The sequence below is a fragment of the Bradyrhizobium sp. genome, from assembly GCF_052389815.1.
In the GTDB taxonomy this organism is placed as follows: Bacteria; Pseudomonadota; Alphaproteobacteria; order Rhizobiales; family Xanthobacteraceae; genus Bradyrhizobium.
Window position 1 is genome coordinate 1 of the sequence record NZ_JBQTHN010000229.1, and the last position, 13329, is coordinate 13329.

At 64.7% G+C, this 13329-nt stretch carries 10 protein-coding genes; 9 read left to right on the forward strand and 1 reads right to left on the reverse strand.

The genetic code is table 11. The annotated features are described in order from the left end of the window. Window positions 1-35: 35 nt before the first annotated feature. Complete coding sequence (locus ACT4OC_RS30390; protein ID WP_444842761.1) at window positions 36-443, forward strand: hypothetical protein; 408 nt, start codon at window positions 36-38, stop codon at window positions 441-443. Window positions 444-592: 149 nt separating this feature from the next. Here the strand turns inward: ACT4OC_RS30390 and ACT4OC_RS30395 are convergent, their stop codons facing one another. Then, complete coding sequence (locus tag ACT4OC_RS30395; protein WP_444842762.1) at window positions 593-1426, reverse strand: class I SAM-dependent methyltransferase; 834 nt, start codon at window positions 1424-1426, stop codon at window positions 593-595. A 174-nt stretch (window positions 1427-1600) separates the two neighbouring features. On the opposite strand from ACT4OC_RS30395, the gene ACT4OC_RS30400 reads away from it, so the two are divergent. From ACT4OC_RS30400 to ACT4OC_RS30435, 8 genes are all read left to right on the forward strand, one after another. Continuing rightward, the gene (locus ACT4OC_RS30400; RefSeq protein ID WP_444842763.1) at window positions 1601-2707 is read left to right on the forward strand and encodes an efflux RND transporter periplasmic adaptor subunit; all 1107 of its coding nucleotides are present in this window, start codon (window positions 1601-1603) and stop codon (window positions 2705-2707) included. Window positions 2708-2820: 113 nt separating this feature from the next. Next, the gene (locus ACT4OC_RS30405; protein WP_444842764.1) at window positions 2821-5961 is read left to right on the forward strand and encodes an efflux RND transporter permease subunit; all 3141 of its coding nucleotides are present in this window, start codon (window positions 2821-2823) and stop codon (window positions 5959-5961) included. 21 nt (window positions 5962-5982) lie between these two features. After that, entirely contained in the window at window positions 5983-6588 is a 606-nt protein-coding gene (locus tag ACT4OC_RS30410) for a TetR/AcrR family transcriptional regulator (protein ID WP_444842765.1), read from the forward strand. 94 nt (window positions 6589-6682) lie between these two features. After that, window positions 6683-7306 carry a flavin reductase family protein gene (locus ACT4OC_RS30415; protein ID WP_444842766.1) on the forward strand — a complete coding sequence of 208 codons (624 nt, stop codon included), beginning with the start codon at window positions 6683-6685 and terminating at the stop codon, window positions 7304-7306. Window positions 7307-7375: 69 nt separating this feature from the next. Continuing rightward, the gene (locus tag ACT4OC_RS30420) at window positions 7376-8371 is read left to right on the forward strand and encodes a L,D-transpeptidase family protein (protein WP_444842767.1); all 996 of its coding nucleotides are present in this window, start codon (window positions 7376-7378) and stop codon (window positions 8369-8371) included. A 190-nt stretch (window positions 8372-8561) separates the two neighbouring features. Continuing rightward, a complete protein-coding gene (locus ACT4OC_RS30425; RefSeq protein ID WP_444842770.1) occupies window positions 8562-9512 on the forward strand; it encodes an oxygenase MpaB family protein in 951 nt (316 codons plus the stop codon). A 202-nt stretch (window positions 9513-9714) separates the two neighbouring features. Further along, window positions 9715-11982 (forward strand): acyl-CoA dehydrogenase, encoded by a 2268-nt coding sequence (locus tag ACT4OC_RS30430; RefSeq protein ID WP_444842768.1) that lies wholly within the window; start codon window positions 9715-9717, stop codon window positions 11980-11982. Further along, entirely contained in the window at window positions 11982-13265 is a 1284-nt protein-coding gene (locus tag ACT4OC_RS30435; RefSeq protein WP_444842769.1) for an acetyl-CoA C-acetyltransferase, read from the forward strand. Before ACT4OC_RS30430 ends, ACT4OC_RS30435 begins: the two co-directional genes overlap by 1 nt. Window positions 13266-13329: the final 64 nt, after the last annotated feature.

The following is a 13329-nucleotide window of genomic DNA, read 5'->3' on the forward strand; positions in this document are numbered from 1 at the left end:
CCGGTTAGTCCGGAAAAAGCATGACCGGAGGCATCATGGCAAAAGACAAATCACTGATGGAGAAGTTCGCCGACACCGTTCGCGACGTGGCGAAGACCGCGACCGAGGCGGCGAGCGCGGCGCTGAAACCCGAACCGCCCGCCGCTTCGAAGGCGGAGCAGCGCTCGGTCGCCTATGTGCCGTTGGCCGCCGACGGCCTGGTTGCCGATCCCTTGATGATGGCGCCGATACCCGAGGCGCGGCCGCGGCGCAGGAAGCCGGCGGCGAAGAAGGCGACAAGAAAGACGTCGAGGAGGCGCGCGAAGAAATCGGCCCGCAAGTCGTCGGCGAGGTCCACGAAAAAGTCTGCCGCAGGGACATCGAGCCGAGCGGCGAGCACGAAGACCGCCCGCAAGACGAAGACCGCAGCGAAGCGGCGCGTCGCTAAATCCCGCCGGCGGTAGACGCACCAATCTCGTGTCCCGGACGCGGTGCAGCGCGTCAGCGGTGCACCGCAGACCGGGGATCCATGCCGCCGTGATGGGCCCCGGATCAGCAGCGCACCACGCCGCGATGCGGCGCGTTGCGCAGCATCCGGGGCACGAGAGCCTCTCTACCGCTTCACCGCCGTGAACCTTGCCCCGCCCATCGCCTTGCGCTGCACGAGATCGACGAACAGCACGTAGGAGCGATAGAAGTCGTCATGGCCGGACGGCTTGCCGGCCGCTTGGGCCTCACCGCGCAATTTCTCGTACATGCGCAGCCGCTCGCCGAGGATCACGCCCCACGCGTCCGTCTCGTCGTCCACTGCCTCGACCTCGAAGCCGGCACGTCGCAACAGTTCGGCATGCCCTTCGATGCCAAGCAGCGTCGCCGCCGCCATGCCGTCCCACAGCAGTTGCCGCTGCGCCTCGGCGAGCGGCCGGTGCATCACCCAGTTGGTGAAGGCGATGCGCCCGCCCGGGCACAGCACGCGATGCGCTTCGCCGAATGCACGCGCGACGTCCGGAACATGCAATAGCGCTTCCTGGCTGACCACGGCATCGAAGCTCGCATCCGGCAGCGGCAGGTCCATCACGTTGCCCTCGAGCACGCGCACTTGGCCTTCGAGACCGACGCGCCGTGACAGCTCGGCGGCGCCGGCGACGCGCGCCGGCGTCAGCTCGATGCCGGTGACGATGGCCCCGTAGCGATGCGCGAGATAGCGCGCCGGCCCACCGAGACCCGCGCAGAGATCGACGACCTTGCTGCCGATGCCGATCCGGGCCGCCAGCGCCAGCGCGTCGTTGGCGCCGAGCCCGCCATAATGATCCTGGTCGTGCGCGAAGAGGTCGTCCGGCTTGAGCCCCTCCAGCGTCCCGCGCGCCGCCTCGAGCTTGGCGAGGATGATCTGCACCGAGATCGGATGGCGCTCGTAGAAGTCGATAGCCGTGCGGATCTGAACCATGCGGGCTCCATTGGGCGGGGAGCCGCACCATATCGGTTTGCCCGCGGATTTACCGGGTCCGGAGAGGCCTCCTGTTAACTCACCATTAACTCACAGATATGTGTCTAGTGACGATTATTGACATTCGTCAGTGAACACTCGATACTCCTCAGCAGCTCAGCAGAGGAATGTCCGATGTTCGTCCGATCGATTTTATCCAGCTATATCAGGCTCTTGACGGGGGCGCTGCTGGCGTTTGCGGCAATCGGGCTGACCGGCTGCAATGAATCCACCGCCGAAAAGGTCGTTCCGGGCCGCCCGGTTCTGGTCGCCACCGTGAAATATGAAGCCGCTTCCCCGGAGCGCAGCTTCGTCGGCACTATCCGGCCACGGATCGAGACCGATATGGGGTTCCGCGTTCCGGGCAAGGTGGCAAAGCGCCTCGTCGAGGTCGGCCAGACCGTCGATGTTGGCCAGCCGCTGGCGCTGCTCGACGAGGTCGATCTGAAGCTGCAGGCCGAGCAGGCCCAGGCCGAGTTTTCCGCCGCCACCGGCGTGCTGGCGCAGGCGGCGGCTTCCGAGCAGCGCGCCAAGGATCTCCGCGCCAAGGGCTGGACCACGGACGCGCAGATGGATGCGGCGCGCGCCGGCGCCGACGAAGCGAGGGCGCGGCTCAATCGCGCCGAGCGCCAGGTCGAGCTGACGAAAAACTCTCTGTCTTATGCGACGCTGGTGGCCGATGCCCGCGGCGTCGTCACCGCGACGCTGATCGAGCCTGGCCAGGTGGTTGCCGCGGGCCAATCCGCGATCCGCGTCGCGCGCTTTGCCGAGAAGGAGGCCGTCGTCGCCATTCCCGAGACGCTGGTCGGCCGCGCCAAGGAAGGCGTTGCCTCCGTCACGCTGTGGTCGGAGCCGGACAAGAAATATGCGGCCAGGCTGCGCGAGATTGCGCCGTCGGCCGATCCCGCCACGCGCACCTATCTCGCCAAGTTCTCGCTGCCCGGCGCCGGTGCCAGCGTCTCGCTCGGCATGACCGCCACGCTGACGCTCGCCGACCCCGCCACCGACCGCGTCGCCAAGCTGCCGCTGTCGGCACTCTACAACCAGGGCGGCAACCCCTCGCTCTATGTCGTCGACGGGTCCGGTAACGTCGCGCTGAAGCCGGTGACGGTGAAGGCGTACGAATCCGACAACGTCGTCATCGCCGACGGCGTCGAAGAGGGCGCCAGGGTCGTGGCCCTCGGCGTGCAGAAGCTCGACCCCGCGCAGAAGGTGCGCGTGGTCTCCTCGTTGTCGTTCTGAGTTTCCTAGTCATTCCGGGGCGATGCGAAGCATCGAACCCGGAATCTCGAGGTTCCGGGTCTGGTCCTTCGGACCATCCCGGAACGACCACAAGGTTCTTTCAGGAGAGCGAGATGAAGCACTTCAATCTCTCGAGCTGGGCGGTCAGCCATCCGACGCTGGTCCTGTTCCTGATGATCATCCTAGGCGTCGCCGGCTACTTCTCCTATGCGAAGCTCGGCCGCGCCGAGGACCCGTTCTTCACAGTGAAGGTGGTCAACGTCTCCGCGATCTGGCCCGGCGCTACCGCACAGGAGATGCAGACCCAGGTCGCCGATCCCATCGAGAAGAAGCTGCAGGAGCTGCCGTACTTCGAGAAGGTGCAGACTTATTCCAAGCCGTCCTTTGCCGCGATGCAGGTGACCTTCCGCGACAACACCCCGCCGAAGGACGTGCCTTATCTCTTCTATTTCCTGCGCAAGAAGCTGGTCGACGTGCAGGACCAGCTGCCCCAGGGGCTGCTCGGTCCCGTCGTCAATGATGAGTTCTCCGACGTCGACTCCATCCTCTACATGATGACGGGCGAGGGAGCCGACTACAAGCAGTTGAAGAAGACCGCAGAAGGCCTGCGCCAGAGGCTGCTCAAGGTGAACGGCGTCACCAAGGTCAACCTCTACGGCGCCCAGGCCGAGCGCATCTTCGTCGAATTCTCCCACGCCAAGCTCGCAACCCTCGGGATCACGCCGCAGGCGCTGTTCGATTCGCTCGCCAAGCAGAACAACGTCACGCCGGCCGGCACGGTGGAAACCTCGGCGCAGCGCGTGCCGCTGCGCGTCACCGGAGCGCTCGACGGCGCCAAGGCCGTCGCCGAAACCCCGGTCGAGAGCAACGGCCGCGTGTTCCGGCTCGGCGATATCGCGACCGTCACCCACGACTATGTCGATCCGCCGACCTTCAAGGTGCGGCAGGAAGGCAAGCCCGCGCTCGGCATCGGCGTTGTGACGGCGAAGGGCGCGAACATTCTCGAGCTCGGCAAGGAGGTCAAGGCCGCCACCGACGACTTCATGAAGGCCGTGCCGCAGGGCATCGAGGTCGAGCAGATCGCCGACCAGCCCAAGGTGGTCGAGCATGCGGTCGGCGAGTTCGTGCGCTCCTTCATCGAGGCGCTCGGCATCGTGCTGTTCGTCTCCTTCCTGGCGCTGGGCTGGCGCACCGGCATCGTGGTGGCCGCCTCCGTGCCGCTGGTGCTCGCCATCGTCTTCATCGTCATGAGCGCGATGGGGCTCGATTTGCACCGCATCACGCTCGGCGCGCTGATCATCGCGCTTGGTCTACTGGTGGACGACGCCATCATCGCGGTCGAGATGATGGTGGTGAAGATGGAGCAGGGCTGGGACCGCGTCCGCGCCGCGTCCTTTGCCTGGGAATCCACCGCCTTTCCGATGCTGACAGGCACACTGGTCACTGCGGCCGGCTTCCTGCCGATCGGCTTTGCCAATTCGGCGGTCGGCGAATATGCCGGCGGCATTTTCTGGATCGTCGCGATCGCGCTGGTCGCCTCCTGGTTCGTCGCCGTGATCTTCACGCCCTATCTCGGCGTCAAGCTGCTGCCGAACCTCGCCCGCCACGCCAGCCACGACCCGCATGCGGTCTACGAGACGCGCATGTACCGCGGCCTGCGCGCCGTCGTGCAATGGTGCGTCGAGCATCGCATCAAGGTGGTGGCCGCGACCGTCGGCGTGTTCGTGCTATCCATCGTCGGCTTCGGTAACGTGCAGCAGCAGTTCTTCCCGCTGTCCGAGCGGCCCGAGCTGTTCCTGCAACTGCGCCTGCCGGAAGGCACCGCCTTCAACGTGACCGAGAAGTCCGTGAAGAAGGCCGAGGAGCTTCTGAAGGGCGACAAGGACATCAACACCTACACCGCCTATGTCGGCCAGGGCTCGCCGCGCTTCTGGCTCGGTCTCAACCCGCAGCTGCCGAACGAGGCCTTTGCCGAGATCGTCATCGTCTCCAAGGATGTCGAGGCGCGCGAGCGCATCATGGCCAGGATCGAGAAAGCGGTCGAGGGCGGCGCGCTGCCGGAGGCGCGTGTCCGCGTCGACCGCTTCAATTTCGGTCCGCCCGTCGGCTACCCCGTCCAGTTCCGCGTCGTCGGGCCCGACGCCAACAAGGTGCGCGACATCGCCTACCAGGTGCGCGACGTCGTCCGCGCCAACAAGAACGTCAAGGAAGTCCAGCTCGACTGGAACGAGCAGTCGCCCTACCTCAAGCTGGTGGTGGACCAGGATCGCGCCCGCGCGCTGGGCCTCACCCCGCAGGAGGTCTCGCAGTCACTGGCGATGCTGATCTCCGGCGCGCAGGTCACGACGGTGCGCGACGGCATCGAGAAGGTCGGCGTGGTCGCCCGCGCCGCGCCCTCCGAGCGGCTCGACCTCGGCAAGGTTGGCGACCTCACCATCACCTCGCGGGGCGGCATCGCCGTGCCGCTGCAGCAGATCGCCAGGATCGAGTATTCCCATGAGGAGCCGATCATGTGGCGGCGCAATCGCGACATGGCGATCACCGTGCGCACCGACGTCGTCGACGGCGTGCAGGCGCCCGACGTCACCAACCAGATCTGGCCGCAGCTGAAGGACATCCGCGACAGGCTCGAGCCGGCCTACCGGATCGAGCCGGGCGGAGCGTTCGAGGAGTCCGCCAAGGGCAACGCCTCGATCTTCATCCTCTTCCCGGTCATGGTCATGGTGATGCTGACGCTGCTGATGATCCAGCTGCAGAGCTTCTCGCGCCTGACGCTGGTGTTCCTGACCGCGCCGCTCGGCATCGTCGGCGCTTCGCTGGGTCTCAATGTCGCCAACCAGCCGTTCGGCTTCGTGGCGCTGCTCGGCCTGATCGCGCTCGCCGGCATGATCATGCGCAACACCGTGATTCTGGTCGACCAGATCGAGACCGACGTCGCGCACGGCCTGACCCGCCGCGAGGCGATCGTGGAGGCCACCGTCCGCCGCGCCCGCCCGGTGGTGCTGACCGCGCTTGCGGCGATTCTCGCCATGATCCCGCTGTCGCGCTCGGCGTTCTGGGGCCCGATGGCGATCACCATCATGGGCGGACTTTTCGTGGCGACCTTCCTGACGCTGCTGTACCTGCCGGGCCTCTATGCCCTGTGGTTCAGGAAGAGCCTGGAAGAGAGCGGCGGCGCCGAAAAGCCTGCTGCCGCGCCGCAGCATGGCAAGGAAGAACAACCCGCATTTCCGCTTGCCGAAGCGGCCGAATAATTGAACATTGAGATCAGGATCATGACGCTAGTTTCAGAACATATCGAAACCGACACCCGCGAGCGTATCCTCGTGGTGGCGGAGCGTCTGTTCCGGCAGCTCGGCTACCAGAAGACCACGGTCGCCGACATCGCCAAGGAATTGCGGATGAGCCCCGCCAACGTCTATCGCTTCTTCGATTCGAAGAAGGCGATCCATGAGGGCGTGGCCCGCACCCTCATGGGCGAGGTCGAAATCGAGGCGCGGCGGATCGCCGCCCAGCCCGGACCGGCGAAGCCACGCCTCCGCGAACTGCTCAAGACCATCAATCGCATGAACACGGAGCGCTATGTCGGCGATAGCAAGCTGCATGAGATGGTCGAGATCGCAATGCAGGAGGACTGGGACGTCTGCGTCATCCATATCGAATGCGTCACCGGTATGATCGGCCAGGTGATCGCGCAGGGCGTGGAGTCCGGCGAGTTCGAGGCCCCCGACCTGCCGCTGGCGGCGCTCTGCACCTGCACCGGCATGGTCCGCTTCTTCCACCCCCAGATGATCGCCCAGGCCATCAACAAGCCCAGCGCGACGATCGACCAGATGATCGATTTCATTTTCCGGGCGCTGGAGCCGCGCAAGGCGAAATAGCCGCACGGCGGGATAGCCGTTATAGTCTCAGTCATTCCGGGTTCGATGCTGCGCATCGCCCCGGAATGACTGTATCGGACAGGAACATTCCCGCGTGACCGAAAAAGACCTGCACTACTACGAGCCCGCCAAGGGCCACGGCCTCAAGCACGATCCCTTCAACGCCATCATCGCTCCGCGCCCGATCGGCTGGATCTCCTCGCGCGACGCCAGCGGCAACGTCAACCTCGCGCCCTACAGCTTCTTCAACGCCTTCTGCTACAAGCCGCCGATCATCGGCTTCTCCTCCACCAACTGGAAGGACAGCGCGGGCAACATCCAGGACACCGGCGAGTTCGTCTGGAATCTCGCCATCAGGGATCTGGCGCAGCAGATGAACGCCACCGCCGCCCACGTCGCCCGCGACGTCAACGAGTTCAATGTTGCAGGGCTCACGGCGGTGCCCTGCAAGCTCGTGGGCGTGCCGCGGGTCGGCGAAAGCCCGGTCGCCATGGAGTGCAAGCTGACCGAGATCGTCCAGCTCAAGGGCGCCAACGGCGAGAAGGCGCAGGCCTGGGTCACCTTCGGCGAGGTCGTCGCCGTCCACATCGACAAGGCCCTGATCAGGGACGGCGTCTACCAGACCGCGCTGGCCAGGCCGATCGTGCGCGCCGGCCGCAGCGGCGACTATTTCGAGATCAAGCCGGAGAACATGTTCGAGATGGTCCGGCCGGATTGAGGCTGCTTCGTCGCACGAAGGAACTCCGATCCGTCCAGGTGTTTATCAAACGGTGTTTCGGAGATTGCCTTGAAGCGCTGGCTTGCAGGATTGGTTCTGCTCGTTTGCCTCGTCGGTCCCGCTCTGGCCGGGCTCGACGCGGCATCGATCAGCAACGCGGATTGGCCAGGCAGGCCGCCGTCCAAGGACAAGATCCATCCCGCCGTCGTAAGGATGCAGGTCCTTTTGGACCGCGCCGGATTCTCGCCCGGCGAGATCGACGGCAAGCTCGGCGAAAATGCCGTCAAGGCCTTGCGTGCGTTTTCTGAAGCCAAGGGCCTTGCCTTCGACGGGCGGACGCCGACACCCGAAATCTGGAGCGCGCTGATCGCAACCGGCTCCGACCCGATCATCGTCGACTACAGGATCGCGGACAAGGACGTGAAGGGGCAGTTCCTGAAGAAGCTTCCCGCCAGGATGGAAGACATGCGGGAGTTGAAGTCGCTGAACTACACGAGCCCGCGCGAAGCGATCGCAGAAAAATTCCACATGAGCGAGGCGCTCTTGCAAGCGCTCAATCCCGGCAAGAAGCTTGACGAGGCCGGCCAGCAGATTTCGGTGGCAAACGTCGCAACGAGCGACGCCAAACCGGCTGTTTCCCGCATCGAGGTCGACAAGGTCAGGCAGACGGTAAAGGTGTTCGGAAACGCGGACGAACTGGTCGCTTTCTTTCCGGCGACCGTGGGCAGCGAGGAAAAGCCGACGCCCAGCGGCACGCTCAAGATCATCTCGATCGACGCCAATCCGCATTATCGCTACAACCCCGAATACAGGTTCAGGGAGGTCAGATCGCGGCGGCCCTTCACGATCAAGCCCGGTCCGAACAATCCCGTCGGCTCCCAGTGGATCGGGCTTTCGTCGGAGGGCTATGGCATTCACGGCACCGCCAATCCATCCAAGATCAGCAAGGCGGAATCCCATGGTTGCGTGCGCCTGACGAACTGGGACGCCGACCGCCTGGCGAAGCTCGTGAAGAAGGGCATGGAAGTCGCGTTCAACGAACAGCCGGCAGCGAACCGGAAATGAAGTCCTCTCCGTCTGCCTGCTCTCGATGCGGCATTGATCGACGGGGCCGAATGGAGAGGCAAGGGGCCGCCCGCGGGGACAAGATCGATCCTGCAATCGCAAAGATACAGGGCTCTGGCCTGCTGAGTTGCGATAGACTGCGCAGATGGGTGGAACAAATCTATCCCCGTTCGTTTCGAAAGGTGCGCGTTTGGTTTCCCAAAGCGACCTGGAGGCTGCTCTTGATCTCGTGCGGGCTCGGGCTGCCGGGTCGGCTGAGGGGATTTTTGGTCCAGCTTCGATCACTTGGCGGATCGACAGAGAAGCGGTCATCTTTTTGGGTGCCGGACGTGCCTTGCTCCTTCAGTTGGCGCATCCCTGGATCGCTGCCGCCGTCGCCGAGCACTCTCGGACCTTCGCAGATCCAATCGGTCGCTTCCATCGAACCTTTGACGTTGTGTTTACGATGGTGTTCGGCTCACTGGACAAGGCCCTTGCTGCTGCCCGACGCCTGCATCAGCGTCACACCACGATCGTCGGAAGCCTGCCCGAAGCAATCGGTCCCTTCGATCGTGGCTCACCCTACCGCGCCAACGAGGTCGCAGCGTTGCGTTGGGTTCACGCTACCCTTGTCGAGACCGCTCTCATCGTACACGACATGATTTTGCCTCCGCTCTCGGTCGAAGAGCGCGAGCGATACTGGGCTGAAAGCCGGCTTTATGGCGCATTGTTCGGGCTAACGTCGGCCGACTTGCCGGCGGATTGGGAATCATTCGCCGCCTACAACGCGGCCATGATGCAATCGGATATTTTGTCCGTCAGTACCGCGGCACGCGAGGTGGCCGGACAGATCTTCGCCAGCGGACGGCCATGGTTGCGGCCGCAGCGATGGTACCGGGCCCTCAGTGCCCAGCTGCTGCCAGACGGGTTGCGCATCGGCTTCGGATTTGCCTTCGACGAACGTGACAGGAAAGCCACCGAGCGCGCGCTTGCGCGCATACGACGCGTATATCCGAAAATACCAACCCGCCTTCGCTACGTCGGTCCCTATCAGGAAGCTCAGGCCCGACTACAAGGAAAGCCGCGGCCCGACTGGGCAACACGATGTCTTAACAGAGCCTGGATTGGACGGCCCCAGTTGGATGACAACTGGATCAGGTAATGCTCTCTTAAGCGCACATCTCGCGGTGTCCAGGCCGCAGCCAAACCAACGCTCCCGCGGAACGGAAGCCGGCCCCCTGCCGTTAACAAACGGCAACCCTGGCCGCGTCAATTTCGCTCTTTTTTCAAAGCGAAGTGTTCACCCGCAACGGGCACTTTCGGCTAGAATTCCCGCCATCTGCGCCGAACCTTGAGGTAATCCCATGAGCTTTCGCCGCGACTACATCACCAAGCCCATTTTCTCCTTTGCCCGCGGCGTGCTGCCGCCGATGTCCGATACCGAGCGCGAGGCGCTGGAGGCGGGCGATGTCTGGTGGGATGCCGATCTCTTCACCGGCAATCCCGATTGGTCGAAGCTGCTGGCGAACGCGCCGGCGACGCTGACCGACGAGGAGAAGGCCTTCCTCAACGGTCCCGTCGACGAGCTCTGCGCCATGCTCGACGACTGGAGGATCAACTGGGAATGGCGCGACCTGCCGCCGGAAGCCTGGGAGTTCATCAAACGCCACAAGTTCTTCGGCTTGATCATCCCGAAGGAATTCGGCGGGCTCGGCTTCTCTCCCTATGCCCATTCCGAGGTCGTGCGCAAATTGTCGTCGCGTTCGCTGGCGGCCGCCGTCACCGTGATGGTGCCGAATTCGCTCGGGCCCGGCGAGCTGCTGATGCGCTTCGGTACCAAGGAACAGCAGGACCGCTGGCTGCCGCGCCTCGCCGACGGCCGCGATATTCCCTGCTTCGGCCTGACCAGTCCCGAGGCGGGCTCGGATGCAGCCTCGATGATCGACAAGGGCGTGATCTGCAAGGGCACCTTCGAGGGGCAGGAGGTGATCGGCCTGAAGCTGAACTGGCACAAGCGCTACATCACGCTGGGCCCGGTCTCGACGCTGCTCGGCCTTGCCTTCAAGGCCTACGACCCCGACCATCTCGTGGGCCAGCAGGAAGACCTGGGCATATCAGTGGCGCTGATCCCGACGCATCTGCCGGGCGTCAAGATCGGCCATCGTCACCTGCCGGCGATGCAGATGTTCCAGAACGGCCCGAACTGGGGCCACGACGTCTTCATCCCACTCGATTACGTCATCGGCGGCCAGGAGCGGCTCGGCCAGGGCTGGAAAATGCTGATGACCGCGCTTGCCGCCGGCCGCGGCATCTCGCTGCCGTCATTGTCGGCCGCCGGCGCCGCCTATGCCGCGCGTACCACGGGCGCCTATGCCCGCATCCGCGAACAGTTCGGCATCTCGATCTCAAAGTTCGAAGGTATCGAGGAGCCGCTCGCCCGCATCGCCGGCACGGCCTATCTGCTCGACGCCGCGCGCCGGCTGACCTGCGCCGCGCTCAACCAGGGTCATCATCCCGCTGTCATCTCCGGGATCATGAAACTGCATGCCACCGAGCGGATGCGCATCGTGATCGACGATGCCATGGACATTCACGGCGGCAAGGCCGTGATCGACGGGCCGCAGAACTACATGGGCAGTCTTTACCGCGCCGTGCCGGTCGGCATCACGGTGGAGGGCGCCAATATCCTGACCCGCAATCTCATCGTGTTCGGGCAGGGTGCGATCCGCGCCCATCCTTATCTGCTCGCCGAGATGAACGCATTGCGCGATGCCGATCGCGTGCGCGGGCTGGAAGAATTCGACAAGTCGCTCTGGAGCCATGTCGGCCACAGCTTCAAGACGCTGTTCCGCGCCTGGGGCCGCAGCTGGAGCGGCGGCATCTTTGCGCCCGCGCCCGATGCGGGGCTTGCGACCCGCTTCTATCGCCAGCTCTCGCGCTACTCCTCCGCCTTTGCGCTTACAGCAGACATGGCGCTGCTCACGCTTGGCGGCGCGCTGAAGCGCAAGGAGATGATCTCCGCGCGGCTCGGCGACATCCTGTCCGAGCTGTATCTGCTCTCCGCCGTACTGAAGCGCTGGGAAGAGGAGGGCCGCCAGCACGCCGATTTCGCCGCACTCGAATGGTGCATGGCGAGCGGCTTCAAGACCATCGAGAACCGGCTTGCGGAAATCCTCGGCAATCTGCCGAACCGCTTCGTCGCCGTGCTGCTGAAATTCTTCCTGCAGCCGTGGGGTGCCCGCGTGCTCGGACCGGCCGACCGCGTGGTGCATCGATGCGCCCAGCTCATCCTGGAGCCGTCGGCGGCACGCGAGCGCCTGACGCCGGATCTCTCCCATGTCGATGATGACCGCGGCCTGGCGCGGCTGGAAAAGGCGTTCCGCCTCTACGCGGCCTCGGAGGATATCCGCAAGCGGCTGCACGCCGCGCGCATCGACGACTGGAAGGAAGGCGTGAAGAAGGGCGTCATCACCCAGGGCGAGGGCGAGAAGATCGCCGCTGCGCATGAAGCCGTGATGAAGGTGATCGAGGTCGACGATTTCGCGCCCGAGGCGCTGTCGCCGATTTACAAGAAGAGCGCCGGCGTGCATCAATTCTTCCAGGGATTGGGCGAACAGAGGGCGGCGAGCTGATGGCGCGACCGGTTTTCATCGTCGACGGCAGCCGGACGCCGTTCATCAAGGCTCGCTCGGGTCCGGGTCCGTTCACCCCGGTCGATCTCGCCGTGCAATGCGGCCGGCCGCTCTTGGCGCGGCAGCCCTTTGCGCCGACGGCGTTCGATCAGGTCATCCTTGGCTGCGTCAACGTCATTGCCGACGAGATGAATCCGGCGCGGGTTGCCGCGCTGCGGCTCGGCATGGGCGAGAAAATGGTCGCCTTCACGGTGCAGATCAATTGCGGCTCCGGCATGCAGTCGATCGATACGGCGTTTCGCTATATCCGCGAAGGCGCCGCCGACCTGATCCTGGCGGGCGGTGCCGAAGCGCTCAGCCACGCGCCGCTGGTCTGGCCGCAGGCCGGCGTCCGCTGGTTCGCGGGGCTGGCGGGCGCACGCGGCATGGCTGCGAAGATCATGGCGGCGCTGAAGGTAAAGCCATCCTACCTCAAGCCGATCATCGGCCTCGAACGCGGCCTCACCGATCCCATCACCGAACTCAACATGGGCCAGACCGCCGAAGTCGTCGGCCAGCTGTTCGGCATCACCCGCGAGCAGTCGGATACTTACGCAGCCGAGAGCCACAAGCGACTGGCGCATGCGCAGGCCGAAGGTTTCCTGAAGCGTGAACTCGAAATCGCCTTCTCGCGCGACGGCAAGTTTTATGATCATGACGATGGCGTGCGTCCGGATTCGACGCCGGAGTCGCTGGCAAAATTGAAGCCGGTGTTCGAACGGCCGTGGGGCCAGGTCACCGCCGGCAATTCCTCGCAGATCACCGACGGCGCCTCCTGGGTGATCCTCGCCTCCGAAGACGCCGTGGTGAAGCACGGGTTGACGCCGAAGGCCGCCATCATCGACAGCCAGTGGTCCGCGCTCGATCCGTCCATCATGGGCCTTGGGCCCGTGCTGTCGGCAACCGCGCTGCTCAAGCGCAACGACGTCACCTTGCAGGATGTCGAGACCTGGGAACTGAATGAAGCCTTCGCGACGCAGGTGCTCGGCTGTCTCGCCGCCTGGAATGACGACAAGTTCTGCAAGGAAGTGCTCGGCCTCGACGGCGCGGCGGGCGAGCTCGATCGCGCCAGGCTGAACGTCGATGGCGGTGCGATCAGCCTCGGCCATCCCGTCGGCACGTCGGGCAACCGCATCGTGCTTCATCTCGTCAACGCCATGAAGCGGCTGGGTACGCGCCGCGGCATCGCCACCGAATGCATCGGCGGCGGCCTCGGCGGCGCCATGCTGATCGAGATGGTGTGACCATGGCCGAGAAGATCATGGACGTCCTCGGCGAACGCGTGCTCGAACTCGGCCCGAGGCCCGA